This is a genomic window from Bradyrhizobium sp. AZCC 1610 (assembly GCF_036924515.1).
Taxonomy (GTDB): Bacteria; Pseudomonadota; Alphaproteobacteria; order Rhizobiales; family Xanthobacteraceae; genus Bradyrhizobium.
In genome coordinates this window covers 2,956,314-2,977,874 of record NZ_JAZHRR010000001.1, presented here as the reverse complement: position 1 = coordinate 2,977,874, position 21,561 = coordinate 2,956,314, and the positions used below count along the sequence as shown (strand labels likewise).

At 61.6% G+C, this 21,561-nt stretch carries 30 protein-coding genes, 2 tRNA genes and 1 pseudogene; 19 read left to right on the top strand and 14 right to left on the bottom strand.

Annotated features, from left to right (window positions below; all coding sequences use genetic code 11):
- The first annotated feature begins 33 nt into the window (after nucleotides 1-33).
- From V1279_RS14400 to V1279_RS14380, 5 genes and pseudogenes are all read left to right on the top strand, one after another.
- Nucleotides 34-918: a TAXI family TRAP transporter solute-binding subunit gene (locus V1279_RS14400; protein WP_334436823.1), complete on the top strand. Its 885-nt coding sequence runs from the start codon at nucleotides 34-36 to the stop codon at nucleotides 916-918.
- A gap of 73 nt (nucleotides 919-991) precedes the next feature.
- Nucleotides 992-1,456, top strand: a complete 465-nt coding sequence (locus tag V1279_RS14395; protein WP_334436822.1) for a hypothetical protein — start codon at nucleotides 992-994, stop codon at nucleotides 1,454-1,456.
- 53 nt (nucleotides 1,457-1,509) lie between these two features.
- Nucleotides 1,510-1,599, top strand: a pseudogene (locus V1279_RS14390) (thymidylate synthase); the annotation flags it as partial.
- Complete coding sequence (locus V1279_RS14385; RefSeq protein ID WP_334436821.1) at nucleotides 1,596-1,925, top strand: hypothetical protein; 330 nt, start codon at nucleotides 1,596-1,598, stop codon at nucleotides 1,923-1,925. The pseudogene V1279_RS14390 and the gene V1279_RS14385, both read left to right, overlap by 4 nt.
- A 166-nt stretch (nucleotides 1,926-2,091) precedes the next feature.
- Nucleotides 2,092-2,310 (top strand): helix-turn-helix transcriptional regulator, encoded by a 219-nt coding sequence (locus tag V1279_RS14380; RefSeq protein WP_334436819.1) that lies wholly within the window; start codon nucleotides 2,092-2,094, stop codon nucleotides 2,308-2,310.
- Nucleotides 2,311-2,469: 159 nt separating this feature from the next.
- Here the strand turns inward: V1279_RS14380 and V1279_RS14375 are convergent.
- The 5 genes from V1279_RS14375 to V1279_RS14355 all read right to left on the bottom strand — a co-directional run bounded on the left by V1279_RS14375 (nucleotide 2,470) and on the right by V1279_RS14355 (nucleotide 5,219).
- Nucleotides 2,470-2,546 (bottom strand) — tRNA-Pro (locus tag V1279_RS14375).
- A 64-nt stretch (nucleotides 2,547-2,610) separates the two neighbouring features.
- Nucleotides 2,611-3,108, bottom strand: coding sequence for a DUF192 domain-containing protein (locus V1279_RS14370; RefSeq protein WP_442894769.1), 498 nt, complete (start codon nucleotides 3,106-3,108; stop codon nucleotides 2,611-2,613).
- Nucleotides 3,109-3,226: 118 nt separating this feature from the next.
- Nucleotides 3,227-3,892, bottom strand: a complete 666-nt coding sequence (locus V1279_RS14365) for a cold-shock protein (protein WP_334436817.1) — start codon at nucleotides 3,890-3,892, stop codon at nucleotides 3,227-3,229.
- Between the two features lie 200 nt (nucleotides 3,893-4,092).
- Nucleotides 4,093-4,854 (bottom strand): SIR2 family NAD-dependent protein deacylase, encoded by a 762-nt coding sequence (locus tag V1279_RS14360; RefSeq protein WP_334436815.1) that lies wholly within the window; start codon nucleotides 4,852-4,854, stop codon nucleotides 4,093-4,095.
- Nucleotides 4,855-4,982: 128 nt separating this feature from the next.
- Nucleotides 4,983-5,219: a hypothetical protein gene (locus tag V1279_RS14355; protein ID WP_334436813.1), complete on the bottom strand. Its 237-nt coding sequence runs from the start codon at nucleotides 5,217-5,219 to the stop codon at nucleotides 4,983-4,985.
- 189 nt (nucleotides 5,220-5,408) lie between these two features.
- Here V1279_RS14355 and V1279_RS14350 point away from each other — a divergent pair, with 189 nt between their 5' ends.
- The 3 genes from V1279_RS14350 (at nucleotide 5,409) to V1279_RS14340 (ending at nucleotide 6,853) form a co-directional block, all read left to right on the top strand.
- Nucleotides 5,409-5,576: a hypothetical protein gene (locus V1279_RS14350; RefSeq protein ID WP_334436812.1), complete on the top strand. Its 168-nt coding sequence runs from the start codon at nucleotides 5,409-5,411 to the stop codon at nucleotides 5,574-5,576.
- Nucleotides 5,577-6,264: 688 nt separating this feature from the next.
- Nucleotides 6,265-6,411, top strand: a complete 147-nt coding sequence (locus V1279_RS14345) for a hypothetical protein (protein WP_334436810.1) — start codon at nucleotides 6,265-6,267, stop codon at nucleotides 6,409-6,411.
- A 247-nt stretch (nucleotides 6,412-6,658) separates the two neighbouring features.
- Nucleotides 6,659-6,853 (top strand): hypothetical protein, encoded by a 195-nt coding sequence (locus V1279_RS14340; RefSeq protein ID WP_334436809.1) that lies wholly within the window; start codon nucleotides 6,659-6,661, stop codon nucleotides 6,851-6,853.
- 82 nt (nucleotides 6,854-6,935) lie between these two features.
- Here V1279_RS14340 and V1279_RS14335 read toward each other — a convergent pair whose 3' ends face one another.
- Together V1279_RS14335 and V1279_RS14330 are read right to left on the bottom strand one after the other, a co-directional pair.
- The gene (locus V1279_RS14335; RefSeq protein WP_334436808.1) at nucleotides 6,936-7,232 is read right to left on the bottom strand and encodes a putative quinol monooxygenase; all 297 of its coding nucleotides are present in this window, start codon (nucleotides 7,230-7,232) and stop codon (nucleotides 6,936-6,938) included.
- Nucleotides 7,233-7,316: 84 nt separating this feature from the next.
- Complete coding sequence (locus V1279_RS14330) at nucleotides 7,317-7,472, bottom strand: hypothetical protein (RefSeq protein ID WP_214489467.1); 156 nt, start codon at nucleotides 7,470-7,472, stop codon at nucleotides 7,317-7,319.
- Between the two features lie 249 nt (nucleotides 7,473-7,721).
- Between V1279_RS14330 and V1279_RS14325 the strand changes: the two genes are divergently transcribed.
- A complete protein-coding gene (locus tag V1279_RS14325; RefSeq protein WP_334436805.1) occupies nucleotides 7,722-7,880 on the top strand; it encodes a Flp family type IVb pilin in 159 nt (52 codons plus the stop codon).
- Here V1279_RS14325 and V1279_RS14320 read toward each other — a convergent pair.
- A complete protein-coding gene (locus V1279_RS14320; RefSeq protein ID WP_334436802.1) occupies nucleotides 7,877-8,326 on the bottom strand; it encodes a hypothetical protein in 450 nt (149 codons plus the stop codon). The two genes, V1279_RS14325 and V1279_RS14320, sit on opposite strands and share 4 nt — an antisense overlap.
- Before the next feature lie 303 nt (nucleotides 8,327-8,629).
- On the opposite strand from V1279_RS14320, the gene V1279_RS14315 reads away from it, so the two are divergent.
- Nucleotides 8,630-9,082, top strand: a complete 453-nt coding sequence (locus tag V1279_RS14315) for a VOC family protein (protein WP_334436799.1) — start codon at nucleotides 8,630-8,632, stop codon at nucleotides 9,080-9,082.
- A 287-nt stretch (nucleotides 9,083-9,369) separates the two neighbouring features.
- Nucleotides 9,370-10,029, top strand: coding sequence for a glutathione S-transferase family protein (locus V1279_RS14310; RefSeq protein ID WP_334436795.1), 660 nt, complete (start codon nucleotides 9,370-9,372; stop codon nucleotides 10,027-10,029).
- 2 nt (nucleotides 10,030-10,031) lie between these two features.
- Here V1279_RS14310 and V1279_RS14305 read toward each other — a convergent pair whose 3' ends face one another.
- Nucleotides 10,032-10,283 (bottom strand): porin, encoded by a 252-nt coding sequence (locus V1279_RS14305; protein WP_334436792.1) that lies wholly within the window; start codon nucleotides 10,281-10,283, stop codon nucleotides 10,032-10,034.
- Between the two features lie 36 nt (nucleotides 10,284-10,319).
- On the bottom strand, nucleotides 10,320-10,580 hold the full coding sequence (locus V1279_RS14300) for a PilZ domain-containing protein (RefSeq protein ID WP_334436789.1): 261 nt from the start codon (nucleotides 10,578-10,580) through the stop codon (nucleotides 10,320-10,322).
- 245 nt (nucleotides 10,581-10,825) lie between these two features.
- Between V1279_RS14300 and V1279_RS14295 the strand changes: the two genes are divergently transcribed.
- The 8 genes from V1279_RS14295 to V1279_RS14260 all read left to right on the top strand — a co-directional run bounded on the left by V1279_RS14295 (nucleotide 10,826) and on the right by V1279_RS14260 (nucleotide 18,766).
- Nucleotides 10,826-10,900 (top strand) — tRNA-Glu (locus tag V1279_RS14295).
- Between the two features lie 964 nt (nucleotides 10,901-11,864).
- On the top strand, nucleotides 11,865-12,530 hold the full coding sequence (locus tag V1279_RS14290; protein WP_334436786.1) for a PEPxxWA-CTERM sorting domain-containing protein: 666 nt from the start codon (nucleotides 11,865-11,867) through the stop codon (nucleotides 12,528-12,530).
- A 105-nt stretch (nucleotides 12,531-12,635) separates the two neighbouring features.
- Nucleotides 12,636-12,830 (top strand): hypothetical protein, encoded by a 195-nt coding sequence (locus V1279_RS14285; RefSeq protein ID WP_334436783.1) that lies wholly within the window; start codon nucleotides 12,636-12,638, stop codon nucleotides 12,828-12,830.
- 441 nt (nucleotides 12,831-13,271) lie between these two features.
- Nucleotides 13,272-14,504, top strand: a complete 1,233-nt coding sequence (locus tag V1279_RS14280; RefSeq protein ID WP_334436780.1) for a Zn-dependent hydrolase — start codon at nucleotides 13,272-13,274, stop codon at nucleotides 14,502-14,504.
- Nucleotides 14,505-14,521: 17 nt separating this feature from the next.
- Nucleotides 14,522-15,736, top strand: coding sequence for an MFS transporter (locus tag V1279_RS14275; protein WP_334436777.1), 1,215 nt, complete (start codon nucleotides 14,522-14,524; stop codon nucleotides 15,734-15,736).
- Between the two features lie 107 nt (nucleotides 15,737-15,843).
- Entirely contained in the window at nucleotides 15,844-16,878 is a 1,035-nt protein-coding gene (locus tag V1279_RS14270) for a PrsW family glutamic-type intramembrane protease (RefSeq protein WP_334436775.1), read from the top strand.
- Complete coding sequence (locus V1279_RS14265; protein WP_334436773.1) at nucleotides 16,875-17,459, top strand: HdeD family acid-resistance protein; 585 nt, start codon at nucleotides 16,875-16,877, stop codon at nucleotides 17,457-17,459. Before V1279_RS14270 ends, V1279_RS14265 begins: the two co-directional genes overlap by 4 nt.
- A gap of 221 nt (nucleotides 17,460-17,680) precedes the next feature.
- Nucleotides 17,681-18,766 carry a 3-deoxy-7-phosphoheptulonate synthase gene (locus tag V1279_RS14260; RefSeq protein WP_334436771.1) on the top strand — a complete coding sequence of 362 codons (1,086 nt, stop codon included), beginning with the start codon at nucleotides 17,681-17,683 and terminating at the stop codon, nucleotides 18,764-18,766.
- Nucleotides 18,767-18,842: 76 nt separating this feature from the next.
- On the opposite strand, the gene V1279_RS14255 is transcribed toward V1279_RS14260, so the two are convergent.
- Genes V1279_RS14255 through epmA form a run of 4 tightly spaced genes read right to left on the bottom strand, consistent with a single transcriptional unit; the run spans nucleotide 18,843 to nucleotide 21,487 of the window.
- Complete coding sequence (locus V1279_RS14255) at nucleotides 18,843-19,097, bottom strand: hypothetical protein (protein ID WP_334436769.1); 255 nt, start codon at nucleotides 19,095-19,097, stop codon at nucleotides 18,843-18,845.
- Between the two features lie 27 nt (nucleotides 19,098-19,124).
- Nucleotides 19,125-19,340, bottom strand: coding sequence for a hypothetical protein (locus V1279_RS14250; protein ID WP_334436767.1), 216 nt, complete (start codon nucleotides 19,338-19,340; stop codon nucleotides 19,125-19,127).
- 6 nt (nucleotides 19,341-19,346) lie between these two features.
- Nucleotides 19,347-20,438 carry a lysine-2,3-aminomutase-like protein gene (locus tag V1279_RS14245; protein WP_334436765.1) on the bottom strand — a complete coding sequence of 364 codons (1,092 nt, stop codon included), beginning with the start codon at nucleotides 20,436-20,438 and terminating at the stop codon, nucleotides 19,347-19,349.
- On the bottom strand, nucleotides 20,435-21,487 hold the full coding sequence (gene epmA / locus V1279_RS14240; RefSeq protein ID WP_334436762.1) for an EF-P lysine aminoacylase EpmA: 1,053 nt from the start codon (nucleotides 21,485-21,487) through the stop codon (nucleotides 20,435-20,437). The genes V1279_RS14245 and epmA overlap by 4 nt, the downstream gene beginning before the upstream one ends.
- Nucleotides 21,488-21,561 lie beyond the last annotated feature (74 nt).

The window sequence follows — 21,561 nt, the reverse complement described above, 5'->3', positions numbered from 1 at the left end:
GTTCCAATCTTGGAACACCTAAAGGAGAACTACATGAAGAAGCTTTTGCTGATCGCGGCGGCCATCCTCGGCCTCGCCACGGTGACTAACGCCCAGGCAGCGGAGAAATTCCGCCTCTGCACAGGCAACAGCGCGCTGAACTACTTCAAGGCCGGCCACATGCTGAAGGCCTCGTCGTCCAGCGTCACGGTCGAAGTGATCGAGACCAAGGGTTCGCTCGACAACCTCGACAAGCTGTCCAACGGACAGTGCGACGGCGCGTTCGTACAGTCCGACGCGATGCTGGTCTTCTCCAGCAAGAACGCCAAGGCGATCTCCGGCATCGAGCGCGCGGGCATCCTGTACCAGGAGCAGGCCCACATGCTCTGCAACCGGAAGCTCGATCTCGGCCGCATGGTCTCGCTGAACAAGACGCACACCGTTGCTGTCGGTCCGGATGGCTCCGGCGCCCGCACCACCTGGGATGCGTTCGTTCTCGCCGACAAGGCCCGCTACTCGGTCGTGAACACTGATGCCCGCTCTGGCGTCCGCGCTCTCTCGGCGGTCGCCGAAGGCACGCAGGTGCAGTGCGCGCTGGTGATCACCGCCCTGAACTCGTCCTTCATGAAGAACGATGCTCAGCAGCAGGGTGACAACGTTGTGCTCGTCGGCACCGACGACCGCGACATGACCAAGACTGCCAAGGATGGCCGCGGCCAGCCCGTCTACACCTATGGTGAGATCCCGGCCGGCACCTACCCGAAGATCCAGCCGACCGGCGCGGTCTACGGCACCAAGGCCATCGGCACCATCCAGGTCGACGCGATCTTCGTCGCCAACACCGAATGGATCAACGCTCACGAAGGCGACTACGACAAGCTGCTCCGCTCGTTCGCTGCCGCCAAGCCGCAGATCCAGAAGCTCGCTCAGCCGCAATAACCGCTGACGCAAAGACGGGCGCCCTCCGGGGCGTCCGTTTCTTTTTCCGTTTGTCAATTTTCTGGAGGGTAATGTGACTGAAGTACTGAGAGACGAGCTTGGTGAATGGATCGCGCAGGCGAAGCAATTCCTGCCGTTGTTTCGCGATCCCATTTGGGCTGGCACTGGCGAGCAAAACGACAGAGAGCATCTAAGGGATTACGCCAACACCTTGGCGAAGACCCGAGCAACCTTCGACCTGCTGCCGGCCGAGACGGTGATGAACTTTATCGTCGACGAGGACGATAAGGTGATCGCCTTCACCGGCAACTCCCCGGATGCCGCTGATCGAGCCAAGGCCATTGTCGGGTTCATCCGCGCGATGCCGGAGATCATCCACAAGCTGGAGGAATTTCGAGCGCTGGTTCCAGATTTCGGCGCACGCATCGCCGAGCTGATCGAGCACAACAATGACCAGCTGATGGAGAACCGGGCGCAGCGGGAGATCATCCGACAGCAGAAGGCGCAGATCGATTTCCTCCTGAGCAAGGTGCCCTGAGTGCGGGAGGCCGAGTGATGAAGATCGAAGAACGGCAATCTCGGTCCGGTCTAGTGAAGAGCATCTTCGATTTCCGGATCGAGGACTTCGCGCTGGACGGCTACGACCCACACCCGCACATCAAGGCAGAGGTTTCCGTATGAAGGTTGCGCAGGCTTACTACTCGACGGCGGTCGAGCATAAGGAAATGCCTGGCTGTTTCATGGCCACCTTCGCAACACCTGGTGAAGCTCCGATGTGGGTCAATGACCGGGATGGCAAACCGAAGATCTTCCGGGATGCCGCGGAAGCGGAGCTGGCGGGCTTCAGGGTGATGGTCGCGAGGCTGAACCGGGCTCGATCGGTCCAGACATTCCAGACCAACGGCAAGAGCTACAGGCAGAAGGGTGGGATCAAGGTGTTCCGCGCCGCCGAAGAGCGGAAGGGCGAACCAACAATCCACACGGTATTCGGGAAGAACGGCAAATGAACCAGCACTGGATCAGCGTTTCCGTCTACGGCGATCCTTGGGAGGTCGAGATGGATATCCACAGCGATCGATATCGCTACCGGTCTGCGATGTTCGGGAGGATTAGGACCGAGTGGTCCTACGGGCGACCGCCGACAGGCGCACATGCAGAAAAGAGGAAGGAACAATGACGACCGCGATGAACGACAACCCCGACAACGGCATCAGACAGATGATCTCGATCTCGGAGGTTCTGAAGCGTGTGCCGGTAAGCCGGTCCACGCTGCACCGCATGGTGAAAGAGAAGCGGTTTCCTCAATCCCACGAGCTGAGCCCGATGCGAGTCGGGTTCTTCCTGGACGAGGTGATCGAGTGGCAAAAGAAGCTGACCGACAAGGCAGCGTGACACGAAGGCCGGGCCAAATGCTCGGCCTTTCTCATTTCCAAAGGCTGGACCTCCGCAGTGACCTCCCGTAAAAAGCCACCCCAGGGCCACCCGGGAGAAAAAAAGGTAAAAGGACCGCTTTCGTCCGATTAGTTAAGTGATTGGATTTGTTGAAGTATTTGGTCGGGGCAGCTGGATTCGAACCAACGACCTGCAGTACCCAAAACTGCCGCGCTACCAGGCTGCGCTATACCCCGATCTGTATTGGGAAATGCGTCGATACACGCTTAGACCGCTGCCAGCAAGGCGATCTGAAAGGGCTCAGCGCTTATTAAAGAGCGGGTGCGCCACCCGGTCGCCGGGCTGAATTCCATACTTTTGCGCCGTGCCCGCGATCACCTCCAGCACGCCTTTGGCTAATCCCCCCGAGGAGATGATCTTGGTGGAGAACGGCTCGGTATTTTCGGCAATGCGCAGGATGCGGCCGTCGGCGCGGATGAAGATCATGTCGAGCGAGATGTAGGTGTTCTTCATCCACATCGAGATCTGCTGCTCCGGCGAGAAATCGAACAGCATGCCTTTTCCGTCAGGCAGCTCCTTCCGGTACATCAGCCCGTTGGTCTTCTCCTCTTCCGTGGTCGCCATCTCGACCGAAAACACCTGTACGCCCGATTTGGTGACGATCTCGAGCGGCTGAACGCTCGCGGCCCTCGCGGCGGGACTGGCGCAGAGGATGAAGAGCACGGCGGATGCCGCGGCCAGCGACGTCACCAGGCGGCCACCGATGCGAAGCCGCGCAACCATCAAAGCGAAATTCATCAAAGCACTCATGCCGGATATCTGGGAATTGCCGGGAACCCTAACCCGATGATTGCGGCAAATGCCAGAGGCCGCCGCGCAGGTGCGCGGCGGCCGGCTCAAATTTCCGTCAACGGGATCAATGCGAGGACAGCGCCGACGGGCCGGTCTCGGGATGGATCTCGGCCGCCATCATGCCCTTGGACCCGGGCCCGAAGCGCACCAGCACATACTGGCCCGGACGCAGTTCGGTCATGCCGAAACGGCGCAGCGTTTCCATATGGACAAAAATGTCCGGCGTGCCCTCGCCGCAGGTCAGGAAACCGAAACCGCGCAGCCGGTTGAACCATTTGACCTGGGCCCGCTCCAGACCGCTGGTCGGCGTGACGCTGACATGGGTCCGGGGCGGAAGCATTTGCGCCGGATGGATCGCGGTGGACTCATCCATTGAAACGATTCGGAACGCCTGATAGCCCTTGGCGCGCTGCACGCATTCGACCACCAGCCGCGCGCCTTCATAGGCGGTCTGATAGCCGTCGCGCCTGAGCACGGTGACGTGCAGCAGCACGTCGGGCGAACCATTGTCGGGAACGATGAAACCGTACCCCTTCGAGGCGTCGAACCATTTGATGACGCCGGATATTTCGACAAGGTTGGCCGCGGCATCGCCGAGACCCGACAGTGCATCCACTGCCGGGTCGCGCTGCGCGCCCGTTGCGTATTCACCCGGTCCAAATCTGTTCTGCCCTGTCCCGCCTGACGGCGGCCCCCCGAGCTTCTTGGACCCAAATTCGTCCGACCCCATGACCCCGGACCTCACACTTCAAAAAAGCGGTCCACTTTCGCCGCAGCGGACCGGAACACGCGCCCTACCATGACCATCATGATAACGCAGCGCGAATCTCTCGAATCAAAAGATAACACTCTCGACTGCTGCGCATAGCTAAAAAAAACAAAATTGCGGGGGCTATGAACAGGCTTGCACAGCCGCGAATCAGTTGGAGATCAATTGCCTACGAACGGTCCGAGCGTTTCCCCGATGTCGAAACGGATCACCAGATCGGCGATATCGTCCTGTTCTGTCGGCTCGTTGTTGATAATCACGAGCTTCGCGCCGCAGTTCCTGGCCATCAGCGGAAAACCTGCGGCCGGCCATACCACCAGCGAGGATCCGATCGCCAGGAACAGATCGCATTGCTGGGCCAATTCAGTGGCGCGGCACATCGCGTCTTCCGGCATCGCCTGTCCGAATGAGATCGTTGCCGTCTTCACCGGATACTCGCAGATGGTGCAGTCGGGGGCATCACCGGTCTCTTCGAAACGCGCTTTTACCCAAGGAAGATCATAGGCATGTCCGCAGCCGATGCAGCGGGCATAGGTGATGTTGCCATGCAGTTCGATCACGTCGTCCGCCTTGAAGCCCGACGCCTGATGCAGATTGTCGATGTTCTGGGTGATGATCGCCGGGGTCTTGCCGGCCTTGTAGAGCGAGGCCAGCGCGCGATGCCCGCGGCCGGGCCTGGCCGCAGCAAAGGTCTCTTCCATCGCAAAGCGCCGCCGCCAGGCCTCGGCCCGCGCGTCGGCGCTGGAAACGAATTCGTCGAACGCAATCGGGCGGTTACGAGTCCACAGACCGCCGGGCGAGCGGAAATCCGGAATGCCGCATTCGGTCGAAATGCCGGCTCCGGTAAAGGGGACGATACACGCCGCTTCGGCGATCATGTTGCCGAGCTGCTCGACGCCGCTGTGCAAATCCTTGGCGATCACCGCTGATATTTTCCGAATGGTTGGGCCGTGCGAATTATAGCACGGCCCTTCGGATTGCCAGATCGAAGCGCCCTGCCCGGCCGCGCAGCATGCACATCGTCAAGGCGGCCTTATATCAGGCCGCCTTATCACGCTGCTTTGGCGACCTGTTCCTTCGGCTCTTTGGCTTCTTCGGTCTTCTTCGCCTTCGGCGCGGGTGCGCTTTCCGCCTTCTTCACCGGCTTGCCGTACTGGGCCAGCTTTTCCAGCTCCGCTTCGAGCTCGGCGCGTCGCGCGGCGACCTTCTCGAACAGCTTGTCGGCGGCGCTCTCGCGCAGACCAGCGAGTTCTTCGATACCAAGTGAATCCAGATCGATCTTTGCCATTGGAACCTCCCGTTTGAGCCTTTCGCTAACGGGAACCCGCGTGAGCGACAAGAATGCGCCACATCTTATCCACCACCTTCGCTTCACTACGACAGCCAATCACAGTGCTGTAGCCCGCCTCCCCATTCACGCCCCATTCGCGCGCGCCAATCATGGCGGGGCGCGAATCAAACAAGATACGGATGGGCGATGACAGAGAAGGAAGAAAGACTCACGCGCGACCGGGCCGAAATCGCAGCCCGCGTCGCTAGCTTCAGGGAAACCCAGCAGAAGTTCGAACGCGAGCGCGAAGAGTATTACGAGACGACCTTGGCCAACGCGCTGAACGGATCCGGCCGGCCTTCGTTCTGGCGCTGAGGCGGAACCGGCAGAAGCTTGCTCGCCCCTCGCGTTATCGCCGACGGAATATGGCGCGTGGAACCGCAAGCGAATTCCGCCAAGAAATTCCGCCAAGAAAATTCGCAATGGCAGGAACGAAGCCGGTGCCTCGACGTTTTCTTCCCAAGTGCAGCAACCTTGCGAGAGGTGAAGCACGAAAAACCCCGTCTGCATCTTCGAATGTAGGCGGGGTTTTCGTTATGGAGCAGACGACTGCGGTCGCACGCGATCGCGAGCCATGCGGTAGGGCGGGTCTGATCGTCGTATTGCGCAGGAACAAACACGCCCTGGCGGAGTTTAACAGTCGGGAAGGTGTGTCATGCCCGCGTGGATGGAAATACTGATCAATGTGATCGGCTATGCGGGCTTCATCGCCATCGCAACCTATCACCGACCGCCAGACAATAAATTGCCGGACCGTTGACGCCGAACGTCGGCGTCAATCGCGGGATTGAGTTCGGTTGAGAGCAAGACTCCTTTTGTTCTCACAGAACGAACAGGGGCCGCGTTTTCCGGCACCGTTATCTTGTTAAGATAGCGTTACCTCGCCGCGTCGTCCTCTTACCCATCCGATCGATCCCGCTGTTCCTCATCCCGCCATGTCCGGTCGCGTGCCGGACGTCGAACCTTTTTGGCGCAGCCCGTACTTATCCAAAAAGGTGCTGCGATGACCCAAGCCGACCACTACCGAGACCAGTCCAACAGAGCCCGGCAGCTCGCCGAAGCCGTCAAGGATCCCGAAGCCTCGAAGAAGCTGATCGAGATGGCCGAGGAATTCCGCCTCTATGCCGAGCGGCTGGAACAGAAGCATTAGGTCGTTTCGGTTCCGATTGCAGCAACGCCGGGCTTCAGATTCCCGTTTTGATGCGTGCTCGTGACGCGACCCCGGATCAAGTCCGGGCAGGCTTTCGCTCGAAAAACACTATAAATTTTTTTGACGCCGGTCATGGAAACTTAAGCCTCCATTTACCGAGCCTCCCTGAAATGCTGCGCCATTAACCCAACCTCTTTACAAAGCGTAAATAGCCGCCTGACAAGGTTTGGCCCAGGAGGGTTATCCCATGGTCATTTATCCCATACCGGTTGAAGTGACGCAGGCCAGAATACAACTCGTCGTCGATCAGAACGCCAAGGCGCCACCGAATACGATCAACCAGGATCTTCAGGCCGTCTATCACGCCAAGGCAGCCGCCATGGAAGCGGCCCTTGCGGATGTGCCGCCCGACGAAACGTCCCTGCTGGACGTCAAGGTCTAAGCGAAGCGGGAAGTCAAATTCCTGCGCGCGATCTCGAGGTCGCGCGCAGCTCGATGGTTTTCCGTGCGGGACAGCCGTTTCCTTATCGCGGTATCGCTTCCGCCCGATAGATCTGTGTCCCCGTCGTCTCGACGATGCGGCCCTTGAGCGATCTTACAAACGCCTTCGAACCTTCGACGGCGAAATGCGTGCGTAACGCCGCCTCGTCAGCCCATTGCTCGAAGAAGAACAGCCGCATCGGGTTTTGGCAGTCGATATGCACGTCATGCGAGATGCAGCCGGGCTCCTTGCGGGAGCGCTCGACATGCTCCAGGCAGGAGCGGAGCACGTCGTCAAAGGCCTCCTCGCGCGCCAGGATGCCGCCAGTCACGATAATCATGTCGACGCCCCTGCTGTCGCGCGCCAGCCGACCGCCCGCCGTCGCAGGCGCCCGCCACCCGCGCATTGAAGCGGGCAGCTTTTGTTAGTGCATCAGGCGCGGCACGACAACCGACACCGCCAGCAATACGCCGAGGCTGCTCACCACGGACAATTTCATCCGAGCCGTCCTGGCGTCGGTAATCGGAAGCACGAAGAAGAAAATCATCGCGAGGATGAGCAGGCCGTTGATCAGAAGCATGGGCGATCCCTCCGTTGGCGCGACAATGGAGGGGACAGCCAGTCGAGTATGTGTGAGGGATCACGCTGGTGACGCGGCGTTCTGGCTCGCCAAATGATATCGATCCGAACAGGGCCGCCAGCAAACGCGATGGATCACGCCGTCCGCCATGGGCCGCAACCCGATATTCCTGCAATTTTACGCTTTTGGTTGTCTTACCGGCAACTTGCGCGTGCCACAACATTTCCGTCAAAGTTCGAGAGAGAATGAATGCTCGGGAAGTTTCTTCGCGACGAGTCCGCTGCCACCGCAATCGAATACAGCCTCATCGCTGGGTTCATCGCCCTGGCCATCATTGCCGCCGTCGGAATGACCGGCCAACGGCTCGTCGAACTGTTCGAGAGTCTTATTCCCGCGCTGACGCTCTAGGTAACGATTGATGCCCTGGCATCGGTTTCCGGTTGAAATGGCGCGAGCGTTACGTTCAGCGCGACGTTTTCACCGGGCCGCCGAACAGAGGCCTCTACCGAAGAGGTCGCCATCCAGCGGACGTCAGCTTTATCATCTTTCAAATCGACGCGCCTTCCCGGCAGCCTGCATCTCTGGCTTCCTGGCGTGCCCTTGCCTGTGGCGTGTAGCTTCAGTTTTGAGAGATTGATCGCCGACCATGGCAGCCCCGCCAGCTCGCGGGCGAGAACGGCAGCTCCGAGCGTTGGGAAGAGAGCTTTGACGCTTGAGAACTGTCCGGAGAACGGCGCTTCGCTGCAGACGCCGGTGCGCTCTGGTCCCGCGTAGTGGTTGATGATGCCGCCGCCGACCGTGCGGCTGCCGGTGTTGCCTTCAAGCCGAATAGTCTGGGCATTGCAAACCTCCATCAATGAACACCCTGCTGACGCCGGGTGTCGTCCCCAAATCCAAGCCTAGGACAAATCTACGACTCAATCATTGAACTTCGCCAAGTTTACCCACAAGGAACAACGCGACGAAGAGTGGCGGCCAGTTGAACCCGGAGATAGCTCGCTGGCTTATGGGGTATCCGGCCAGCGGGTCCAGTCACGCGGTTACGGCAACGCCATTGGCCCGCAACACCCTGCCCCTTGGCGCGTTTTGCTGCTATTTATCGCCCACCCGCCCGAACCATAACGAAATCTCCAAACGTTCTCAGGAGGACAACAAACATGCGCTATCTCCACACCATGCTGCGCGTCCGCAATCTCGATACCGCGATGAAGTTTTATCGGGACGCGCTGGGGCTGAAGGAAGTACGCCGGGTCGACAACGACAAGGGCCGGTTCACGCTGGTGTTCCTGTGCGCGCCCGAGGACGAAGGCCTGTTCAAGGCCGCGCCCCAGAACCGCGGCGCGCCGCTGGTCGAGCTGACATACAATTGGGACGAGGAGAAATACGGCGAGGACCGCCATTTCGGCCACCTCGCCTATGAGGTCGACGACATCTACGCGACCTGCGACCGCCTGATGAAGGCCGGCATCACCATCAACCGGCCGCCGCGCGACGGCAACATGGCGTTCGTGCGCTCGCCGGATCTGCATTCGATCGAGCTGTTGCAGAAGGGCGAACCGAAGCCGCCGGCGGAGCCGTGGTCCTCGATGCCGAACACCGGCCACTGGTAGGCCTTGTACAATTTCTTCGTGCACGTCCGTCATCCGAGCTACCGGCTCGTGATCAGGGCGGACGCGCCGTTTCCTGACGGTGCGACTGAAAGCGAATGGCGGCTGACGCGCAGCCGCCATTCTGGCGACGTCAATACCGAAGCGCCCGAGGCGCGCGAAAAATCGGGGCTCTGTCGCACTGCGGCGGAGCCTGATTTTTTGTCGGGCTTCAACGCGCGCAGGAGCGCGCTTTTTTGCCGATCTTCAGCTATTAACGGCCAATCGGAAGATCAGCGGGAGCAATGCGCGTGGCCGACAACAAGAAACAACAACTCACCATCTGGGGCCGGGCCAACTCGGTCAACGTTCAAAAAGTGCTGTGGTGCCTCGCCGAACTCGATCTCGCCTACGAGCGCATCGACGCCGGCATGCAGTTCGGCAAGAACAACGAGGCGCCGTATCTGGCGATGAACCCGAACGGCCGCGTGCCGACGCTGGTGGACGGCGACTACGTGCTGTGGGAATCCAATTCCGTGATGCGCTATCTCTGCATGGCCTATGGCCAAGGATCGGACCAAGGTTCGCAGGTCTACCCCTCGCAACCGAAAGCGCGCGCCGGCGTCGACCGCTGGCTCGACTGGACGCTGTCGACGCTGCAGCCGGTCGACCGCCCGGTGTTCTGGGCGCTGGTGCGAACGCCGGTCGAAAAGCGCGACATGGTTGCGATCCAGAAGGATGTCGACGCCGAGGCCGCGGTGTGGCGGATCGTCGAGGCGCACCTTGAGACGCGGCGCTTCATCGAAGGCGATCAATTCACGATCGCCGATATCGCACTCGGCGCGTTTGCGCGGCGCTGGTTCGGCGTCGAAGGCGTCACCAAGCCAAAGCTGCCGAACCTCGAACGCTGGTTTTCGCAATTCGCGGCCCGCCCCGGCTTCACGCAGTTCATCGCGCCGCCAATGACTTAAAGTCAGCGCGAGCCGCCGGACACGCCGGCGCCGACGCTTACCGCACCGCCGATTTTCATGCAGGTGTTGGTGCCTTCGATCTTGACGAAGCCCGCGCCGTACTCCGCGCAGGCGTTGGCTGAATTTGAGCGCTTCAGCGGAAGCACCTTGCCCGACGTTGCGGCCTTGTCGGACTTCTGAAGACGGGGCTGCTCGGCGGCCGCGGCAAGCACAGGGAACACCACAGCCATCATGACCAGGAGAAATTTTCGCATCCCGCCTTTTATCGCTCCTCGCGGATCGATGCCAGATTAGCGGACGAACTTGACGCCGACCGATTTGCCGCGGCGCCAGACCACTTCGCAGCGATGTCCGGTCCTGGCGTCGCGCGAAAACGCCAACCGCAACTTCGCCGGCAGCGAGTTGGGATCGTCGATCGTGACCTTCGCCCCCGTCGTGGACAGATCCCGCACCACGCATTGGCGGGCGGCAAAACCACCCTCGAGCGTGATCCAGCCGGGCTGGCTCAACGATTTGCGCGTCTCGCGCTTTTTGCTCGATAGCAAAGCCATGTCGGAAGTTCCCCCAACACAGCCTTACGACATGCGGCTTTAAATTCCGTTGCACGGCGGTGACGTGTCGCCGCCAGGGGGTCGATCGAGGCGCAAACGGCCGCAAAAAACGGGTTTCCGAGCGGCTTGCCCACCCGGCCAAACGCCACTATACGTTCGCCCGTCGCCGCCTCCATGGAACATGGACGGCAGGCGGCCAACACGGCCTATCAAGCGCATAACGCGTTGATTCTCCGGTTGTTTTTGCTCCCTTCGTCTATCGGTTAGGACGCCACCCTTTCACGGTGGAGAGAGCGGTTCGATTCCGCTAGGGAGCGCCAGTCGTGTTGCAAACACTTTCAAAGCCCAAGGCGACCATTTTCAAGGCTTAAGGGAACCATTTTCACAGCCCAAGTTCCATCCGCTGCATAGTCCGGCAAACGGACATCAATGCGTAAGAATGAGGAACAGGGAAAATGGATACGGCCGCTATTGCAATCACGACCTGCGTCGCGCTTTACCTCGCACTCCGCGTAACGTTGCGGGTCTACTTTCCGCCGGATACCTGACGGACCCTCCTCACGAGGCTCGGGGATTATCACATGCGGGGACTGAATGCTGCCAGGCCCCTCCCCCGAGCTCGTTGACCCTCCAGCCGACTTCTCAAAAACAGGCTCTCGACGAGGCAGGGATATCCTGACGGTTCCACTGTTGCCGGCGGCTCGGTCACGCCGCCGTCCGGCGACACCAGGAGAACCTGGCTCTTCTCAGGCCGCGCCTTTGCGTAACCGCCCAAGTGCACGCCATCTCCTGGCAATCAGATAGCACCTCCGGCGGACTTATCTTTGCGGCTGCCTGTTTAGTTGTCATCCCCTCGCACTGTTCATATCTGGATGCCGTGCGCTCTCGATTGGGTGCAGGCGTTCACTCGGCGAGGCGGTACGCGATATCGCAAGCGGCTCGTACAGCACCGGGCCCCCACGACAAGGAAGCCCGGGCCGCACGGATCACGAATATTGTGTATTTATTCTGGGCGCGCATTTAATACGCATTGCAATCGCCTCAAATTAAATGTTGCGCCACGGACTACAGCAAGCACAATACAGCCGTAGCGAACGCTTCAAATGCGGGTGCGGCATGGATGCAGCGCAACCTATAATCGATTAAATTATTTTATTTTACGGTACTATGGTAAAGTCAATTCGCTTTACCAATTTTTAATAGATGATAGCTTCGGGAAAAGTTGGCATATCAGGCCAGCCGATAAATTTATTGCGAATTTCCAGTACTGGCGGGAGTATAACAATGATTAATTCACGCGGAATATTGGCAGCTGCTTTGATATCGATAGCCGCTGTTTCGATCAGCCCGGCGCAGGCAGACATCGTTGTGGACACGAGCGTCAACAATCAGGGCACGGACAACGTGCTGCTCAACTCCGCGACAGACGTACTGACCGTCACTGGCACGGTCGGACCAAACGACCTCGTGGTTAATTTCACCTCCACGAGCGGCAACGGACTCTTGAGCGCAAACCCCAACGGCCAGGCTACCGTGTCAGGCGGTACGGGGAACGTTTCTCTGACTCAACTCTCGTTCGAGCTGGCGACCGGCGGCACGTTCACGCGATCCGTCTTTAACATCAATGCCGCCATCGATGGGAGCGTGCTTATCCACGTGGAGGGCATCAATATCAACGGCGGCTTCTTCGAAGACGACTTCCAGGTCGACGCCAACGGCGAAAACTTCTTCACCATCACCAGTATCAACGGACAGCTGATGACCGACGTTTCGCTCACAGCGATTGGTGGCGCCACGTTCCAGGATGTGCGGCAAGTCCGGCTTGGAGGGTTCGAGACGGTCGGTGCAGTCCCCGAGCCCTCCACCTGGGCCATGATGATCCTCGGCTTCGCCGGCGTGGGCTTCCTTGCCTATCGCCGCAAGCGGTCCAGTTCGTTCCGTCTCGCGTAATTTTCGGCCCCAGGGCTGGAATCGAGAAAGGCCGCCTCCTTCAGGCGGCCTTTTTTGTCTAGGGACAGTCACCCGCAACATGCGGCGGAGTGAGGGACGTTTCCAATGGCGCAAGAATCGCGCTTGCAAGAGTTGGCAAATCTCAAGCTGGCCCTCTCCGTTCTGGCCGTGCAACTCGATGCCTTGGAAGCCCGGCGGAGTGTCAAGTACTCGCCCGCCCCCGATGAACCATCCGATGCTGGGCCCGACAAGCATTTCGCACAGCGGGCAGTTCTGGCGATGCAGCATCTTGGCGGTTGAGCAGCATCAGCTGGCCGATAGAAACGACGGCCGGACCCAAGCCGCAGCCGGTCAGTTATAAACTCCCGTTCTTTCCATGCCGGACTGACCGTGCTCGATAGGCCAGCCGACAGCCTTGGGTGAGACAGCCTTGGCTGGCCGGTTGGCGCATTCTTAACTATCCTCGGGAGCGCCAATGTTCCCGCATTGATATACGGAAAGCACGCGCGTCTAATCGTCCACCCCCACAACTTGCAGTAAAATGCCGGACTACACCCTCAAGGAGAAAGCGAAGATCACCGCTGGCGCGGTGACCGCGCTCGTCATCGTGGCATGGCTTGCCGTTGTGGTATTGGCGCTGCTGTCAGCGGGATAAACGTGGCTGGCGACGCGGCAGGAACTTTGTTCTACTCCGAGAACGGCAACAGGAACTTTGTTCTACTCCGGAGAACTACGGAAAGCATGGCTGACATTTCCTCGCGCGTCGATGGCGAGCGCGTCCTCGCCGATCTCAACGCGCTGCGCGCCATCGGCGCTTACAAGACCGGCGTTCACAAGCCGACGTTCTCGGAACCGCATCTGCGTTCCCTGCAATGGCTGGTGCAGCGGCTTCCCGAAGCCGGGCTCGCAGGCGAGATCGACGGCATCGGCAACGTGCTCGGCACCAGCACGAAGCCCGGGCCGAAGCTGCTGGCGGGGTCGCATCTTGAAAGCCAGAACCACGCGGGCTGGCTCGATGGACCGCTCGGCGTGGTCTATGCGCTCGAAGCCGCCCGCGTCATCAATCGCGATCCGAATGCAAACGGCGCGGTCGAAGTTGCGTCCTGGTGCGACGAGGAAGGGCATTTCGGACACTTCCTCGGCAGCCGGTCCTATGTCGGCGGCGTCACCGAAGCCGATATCGACGCGGCGCACGACCGCAACAACGACAGAAGCATGCGTGACGCGCTGCGCGACGCCGGCCTGGCCGGCCGCGCCCGCGCAGGTTACGAACGCGGGCGGCATATCGGATATCTCGAAGCCCATATCGAACAGGGCGAGACGCTCGAAAGCAGCGGTCTCGGAATCGGAATAGTCACCTCCATCGTCGGGATCTGGCAATACCGCATCACATTTACGGGCGAACAAAACCACGCCGGCACCACGCGGATGGCCATCCGCAGGGATGCTGGGTTGGCACTCGCCAGATTTTGCGTCGGTATCGACGACCGCTTCCCCGGGGCCTGCGGCCCGCGCACGGTGTGGACCACCGGCCGCATCACCCTCGATCCCGGTGCGCCCAGCATCATCCCGGGAGCTGCGGAAATGCTGTTCCAGATTCGCGACGACGATCCGGCCGTGATTGCGCGGCTGGAGGATCTCCTCCGCAGCATGGCCGCGGCAGTCGACAAACAAGGCCGTTGCACTGTCGCCGTGGAGCGCATTCGCACCGGTGCGCCCGCGCTGATGGATGTCTCCTTCCAGCAGGCGATCGAACAAGCCAGCGCAGCCTTTGCCGGCGGCAGGTCACTCCGCATGCCGAGCGGCGCCGGTCACGACGCCCAGATTCTCGCGACCGTCATGCCGGCAGGCATGCTGTTCGTGCCCTCGATCGGCGGCATCTCGCACCACTGGACCGAGAACACCGCAGACGCCGACATCGTCACGGGAGCCGAGGTCTTTGTCGACGCGTGCCGGCGGCTGTTGGCGCCGTGAGACCGCGCAAGAGCGACATGGCTGCTGGCACCAGGCCGACCTATTCGATCAGGGATATTCCACCGAGCGTATGGGTCCTCGGCTTCGTCTCGATGCTGATGGACGTCTCGTCGGAGATGATCCACGCCCTGCTGCCGATCTACCTGGTTTCAGTGCTTGGCGCATCGATGGTGACGGTCGGCGTCATCGAAGGCATCGCCGAGGCGACCGCCTCCATCACGAAAATATTCTCCGGCGCGCTCTCGGACTGGCTTGGCAAGCGCAAATGGCTCGCGGCTTTCGGTTACGGTCTCGCGGCCTTTACCAAACCGGTCTTTCCGCTAGCGCCAACGGTCGCCTGGCTGGTGGCGGCGCGTTTCGTCGACCGGATCGGCAAGGGCATTCGCGGCGCCCCGCGTGACGCGCTGGTGGCGGACCTCTCGCCGCCCGAGCTGCGCGGCGCGAGCTTTGGGCTGCGCCAGTCGCTCGATACGATCGGCGCCTTCACAGGCCCCCTGCTCGCCATCGCCCTGATGTGGTGGACATCGGACAACTTCAAGGCCGTGTTCTGGGTTGCCGTGATTCCCGCCTTCCTGGCGCTGGCGCTGATCGTCTTCGCCGTGCGTGAGCCGGACCGGCCGAAAGAGCTGCGCGTCGTGCGCAATCCGATCAGCCTGGCCGAGATCAAGAACCTCGGGCCGGCCTATTGGTGGGTGGTGGCGGTGGCGAGCGTGTTCACGCTGGCGCGCTTCAGCGAGGCATTCCTGGTTCTGCGCGCCCAGAATGTCGGGCTGCCCATCACGCTGGTACCCGCCGTGCTGGTGGTCATGAATGTCGTCTATGCCCTGGCGGCCTATCCCGCCGGCGTCATCTCGGATCGCATCAGCCGCACGGCCGTGCTGGCCGGCGGCATGCTGTTGCTGATTGCCGCCGACATCGCGCTGGCGCTGCTGCCGTCAATCGGCGGCGTTGCGCTGGGCGTCGTTCTCTGGGGCCTGCACATGGGGCTGACGCAAGGGTTACTGGCCGCGCTCGTGGCGGATACCGCGCCGGCCGAGTTGCGCGGCACGGCCTATGGATTCTTCAACCTGCTCGGCGGCCTGGCGATGCTCGCAGCCAGCATCATTGCGGGCGCGCTCTGGGATATCACGGGACCGCAGGGAACGTTCCTGGCCGGCGCCGGCTTCGCACTGGTCGCGCTGGCGGGGTTGCTGATGGTACATGGCAAGATCGGCGGCAAGGCCGCCGCATAGGCCCCGGGAGTTCGAAGTGTTCTTGGCGACAACGAGTCGCGTTCGGCTTTCTTGCAAACAACTGAATTTGCGGCCATTTGAGCACCTGACGAGGTGAAATTCCCGACATGTTGTTGCTGCAAGCCCTCCCCACATCGATCGGCGTTGCCGCCATTGCGCCGGCGTTGCTGGTGCTCTGGCTCGTCATTGCCGCCGACGAGCGCCCCGGCCCGCCCACGCGGGTATGGCTCGCTTTCATCCTCGGAGCCGCCAGCATCTCTTTGCTGGGAATTGCGCGCGCCCCGTTTGCCGCGATCCTCGCGGTGCCGGGAAACCCCTGGATGACGCAGGGCCTGCGTTCGATCTTCGGGGTCGCCGCGCCCGAAGAGATCGTGAAGGTCCTCGTGATCGTTTTGGTGTCGATCCGTCGCCGCACGTTTGCGGACCCGATGGATACCGTGGTCTATGGCGCGGCAGCGGGCCTTGGTTTTGCGGCTTACGAAAACCTCGCTTACCTCGTGCAGCACGCCGACATGTGGCGTTCGCTGGCCGCGTTGCGCAGCGTGCTGACGGTGCCGTTTCACGGTGCGCTCGGCATTATCGCAGGCGCCTATATCGCGATCGCGCGCGCAGGAACGGCACTCGGCGCACACCGCCATCATCGCGACTGGGCGCGGATTTCAAGTTGGTGTCTGGCGCTGTTCGCGCCGGTCGCGTTGCATGCCGCATTCGATTTTCCGCTGCTGACGTTGCAGAAGCATCCCGATCTCGGTCCCGATACGCGAATGCTGCTCGGGGCGGCCAGCCTGTTGATCGGATTCAGTTCGATCGGATTTGCCATACGGCTGGTGCGGCGCGTGGGCCGGCATCATGCCCCCCGCACCGAGATCGCGCGCGAGCGGCTGAGTCAGTTGCGGCGGATGTGGGCCCTGCTGGTTGCCGGCGGCGGCGCGGGCTTTGCCGGCGTGGCTTTCGTGCTGACCTCGCTTCATCACTGGTTCGTCAATCCCGACCGCAACGTTTCGCTGCTGCTGGTCCCGCTCGGTCTCACTTCGATCCTGATCGGCCTGGCGCTGCTGATAGTTACCACCGCCATCTATGTTTTCGGCCGGAACCGGATCCGAACGAGCGCGGAAGGCTTTTCATCGGCGCCCGGCCAATGACCCGTCCCCAAGATATCCCGCCAGACATCGGCAAATTGCAGTCCGAAATGAACGCCGCGGTGCAGGCGCATTGGAAGGCGTTCCTGTTCGAAGGCATCGTGCTCGCCCTGCTCGGCCTGACTGCGATGATCGTGCCGCCGCTGGCAAGCCTTGCGGTCACCATCCTCCTCGGCTGGATGTTCCTGATTGGCGGCACCGCCGGGCTGTTCGCCACGTACTGGGCGCGGCAGATGCCGGGCTTCTGGTGGTCGCTGTTTTCGGCGGCGCTGGCCGTGCTGGCCGGCGGCATCCTGCTTGCAAAGCCCGAGCAAGGCATCCTCACGCTCACCATCGTGGTCGGCGCGTATTTTCTGGCCGAAGGCGTCGTCACCATCATGTACGCGCTGGAGCACCGTCGCGAATTGTCGGAACGCTGGTCCTGGCTGCTGATCTCAGGCGTGATGGACCTCCTGATTGCGTTCATCATCGTCGCCGGGCTGCCCGGTTCGGCGGAATGGGCGATCGGCCTCCTGGTCGGGATCAATCTCGTGCTCGGCGGCGCGTCGCTGGTCGGCATGGCGCTCGCTGCGCGCAAATCCTGAAGCCGCCGATTATGGGATGACAAGACCGGACGGGTGCGCTATAGAGCCCGGCATGATCATGATCGCCGCCAACAGCTTTTGGTATTTTAGCTACGACAGCTCGCTGGCGGTGGGAGGATCGCGCTCAATCTGACGAATTGCAGCCAACAAGTCCGAACAGCCGCCAAACCTGGCGGCTTTTTTATTGGCCGGCAGGTTCCCAACGAACAGGAGCCACAGCCGTGTTGAGCACCACCGACGATCTTCGAATTAGCGAACTGAAAGAACTGAGTACGCCGCAGGAGGTGATGTGTGAGATACCGCGCACCTTGACCGCGACGCGTGTGGTGATGGCGGCGCGCAACGCCATCCACGCCATCCTGAACGGGACCGACGACCGCCTGCTGGTCGTCGTCGGCCCCTGCTCGGTGCACGATCCCGTCGCAGCCGTCGAGTACGCCGAGCGCCTCGCCGCCTTGCGCGAACAGCTTGCCGACCGCCTCGAAATCGTGATGCGCGTCTATTTCGAGAAGCCGCGCACGACGGTCGGATGGAAGGGGCTGATCAACGATCCCAACCTCGATGGCAGCTTCGACATCAACAGGGGGCTCAGGCTCGCCCGCAACGTGTTGTCGGCGGTGAACAATCTCGGCCTGCCGGCCGGGACCGAATTCCTCGACATGACGACGCCGCAATACATTGCCGACCTGATGGCATGGGCGGCGATCGGCGCGCGCACGACGGAGAGCCAGATCCATCGCGAGCTGGCGTCGGGGCTTTCCTGCCCGGTCGGCTTCAAGAACGGCACCGACGGCAATGTGCGCATCGCAGCCGATGCCGTGAAGTCGGCCTCGCATCCGCACCATTTCATGGCGGTGACCAAGGGCGGACGCTCGGCGATTGCGGCAACCACCGGCAACGAGGACTGCCACATCATCCTGCGCGGCGGCCACCAGCCGAACTACGACCGGGAAAGCGTCGATGCCGCGTGCCTCGAACTTGTCCGCGCCGGCGTGGCCCCGCGGATCATGATCGACACCAGCCACGCCAACAGCAACAAGAAGCCGGAGAACCAGCCGCTTGTCGCGGCCGACATCGCCCAGCAGATCTCGAACGGCGAGCAGCGCATCACCGGCGTCATGATCGAGAGCAATCTGGTCGCTGGCCGCCAAGACGTGGTGCCGGGCAAGCCGTTGACCTATGGCCAGAGCATCACCGACGGCTGCATCGACTGGGAGACGACGGTGTCCGCGCTGAACGTGCTGGCCGATGCGGTCGGGACAAGACGGAGCGGGCCGTCGCGCAAAATCCAGGAGCTATCGGCCTAGCCAATTGGACGAACGTTCGTAAAGCAGGGCACGCGGTCTGCGCGCCCTGCTCCCGGTTTCACGGAAGCTCTCGAGCCTAGCAGCCGCGGCAGATGCTCTTGATCTTGCGGTCGAGGGCTGCATTTTCCTTGCTGAGCGGGTCGTTCGGATCGTTCAGGTTCTTCTCGCTGGGAACGTCGGCGCGGCGGGGTTGACGGTGTCCGATCGGCGCCTCCGGAATCCCTCCGGCACTCGGACTGCTCTTCGGCATTGTCGACGTCCCGCCCTGCGCGAACGCAGCAGGCATGCCGAGCAGGACCATCAGCGTGACTGACAAGACTATTTTTTGCATTCTGATTCTCCCGCCTTTTAGGTTCATTTATCGCGTCCGTTCCGGCGCGTCGATCGTTGCGCAATTGCGGCGTCCCTGGGCGGCGCAGTCCTGCGCCTTTCGTACATCGGCCATGGTGCCGAGCAACCAGATTCCGGCGGCCACCAGCACCACGAAGAAGCCGAGCATCACGGCGTTTTCGATTCCGCGGTTGCCGCCCTCGTCTTCGCGCGGCTTCGGTTTCTCCTCGCCTTCGTCCGTCATCGCCGATTATGGCTTTGACGGATAGAGATGCACATCACCGCAATAATCAACGATACGATAATGCGTTTCCGAGGATAGTTCACGTTTCCCGGAACTTGCATGCGACAAATAATTCGGTCCAATCGGCGCCTTTCCATGGCCGCCGGGAATATCGAGCACATAATCCGGCTGGCACAGGCCGGACACGCGGCCCCGCAGGTTCCGCATCAGTTCCTGCCCTTCTGCAATCGTCGTGCGCAAATGCGCCGTTCCCGGCGCGAGATCGCCGTGGTGCAGATAGTAAGGCTTGATTCGGCATTCGACGAAGGCCCGCATCAGCGCTTCCAGCGTCGCGGCATCGTCATTGACGCCCCGGAGAAGCACCGTCTGGCTCACCAGCGGAATGCCGACGTCAGCCAGCCGCGCGCAGGCTAAGCGCGCCTCGCCCGACAATTCGCGCGGATGATTGGCATGAACGGCGATCCAGGTCGTCGCGCCGTCTGCTCGCAACGCCTTGACCATGTCGCCATCGATGCGCGCCGGCGCCGCCACGGGCACGCGGGTGTGGATACGGACGATCTTGACGTGATCGATGGCTGCAAGGTCTCTCATGATCTCGGCCAGCCGCCGCGGCGATAGCATCAGCGGATCGCCGCCGGTCAGAATGACTTCCCAGATTTCCCTGTGGCCGCGGATATAGTCCAGCGCCTCGCGATAGGCCGCCTCCGACAGCGCCGTGGCCTTGCCCGGCCCGACCATCTCGCGGCGAAAGCAGAACCGGCAATACACCGCGCAGACATGCACCAGCTTGAACAGGACGCGATCGGGATAGCGATGGACGATGCCGGCGACCGGCGAATGCGCGTCGTCACCGATCGGATCGGCGTTCTCGCCCGGCGCTTCCACCAGTTCCAGCGCGCTCGGAATGAATTGCCGCGCGATCGGATCATCGGGGTTTTCAGTGTCGATCAGGCCGGCGATGTCTGGCGTCACGGCAATGGCATAGCGCGCAGCGACCCGTTCGAGGTCGGCGAGATCGGTCACCCTCACCAGCCCGCGCTCGACGAGCTCGGCGGGCTGCCGCAGCGTTGCCGCCAATTTTCGATCGATCCTGTTCATGTCTCTCCTGCCGGTGGCGTCCACACCACCTGATCGACTCGCAGCGCGCCGCTGGCCAGCATCACCAGCCGGTCGAAACCGAGCGCGACGCCGCTCGACGGCGGCATCGCGGCAACCGCTGCGAGAAAATCCTCGTCGAGCGGATAGCGCTCGCCATAGCGCCGCTCCTTCTCGTCCATATCGGCGGCGAAACGGCGGCGCTGCTCGGCGGCGTCGGTCAATTCGCCAAATCCATTGGCGAGTTCCACGCCGCAGGCATAGACCTCAAAACGTTCAGCGACGCGCGGATCGGCCGCCTTCGCCCGCGCAAGGGCTGCCTCCGGCGCCGGATATTCGAACAAGAGAGTCAAACGCCCCTGCCCCAGATTCGGTTCGACATGCTCGACCAGCACCTTGCTGAAAATGTCCGACCAGGTGTCGTCATCCGTGACTCGCACCCGCGCGCTCGCCGCGGCCGCGAGCGCCGCGCGATCGCCCTCGCCATTGCTGATCGTGGCCAAAAGATCGATTCCCGCAAAGCGCTCGAATGCCGATGCCACCGTCAATAGTTCCGGCTCGGCGAAGGGATCGACCGTTCTGCCCCGAAACGAAAACCGGCCGATACCGGTCGCCTGTGCCGCATGTGCGATCACGACGATGGTGTCGGCCATAACAGCGTCATAGCTTGCGTCGGCACGGTACCATTCCAGCATCGTGAATTCGGGCAGATGCAGATCGCCACGCTCGCGATCGCGGAACACGCGCGCGAACTCGAATATTTTGGCCTCACCGGCGGCGAGCAGTTTTTTTGCGGCGAACTCCGGCGACGTTCGCAAATACCGTGTCGCACGGCTGCCGTCGTTACTGATAAGCTCGGTACGGGGAGCATGCAGATGCGTCTCGTTGCCCGGCGATATCTGGAGGATGGCGGTCTCCACCTCGCTAAAGCCCTGCTCGTCGAACCAGCCCCGCACCGCCCTGGTGATCGCGCTTCGCGCCAGCAGAAAAGGTTTTCGGTCGACATGCCGCGCGGGCGACCACCATGGCGACGGCTGGTCGATGTCTGCCATCAGCAACGATTCCGAGCCCGCCACCGCGCAGGCGCGCCCACCGAACCAATCAATAGGTGCAGGGAATCGACTAA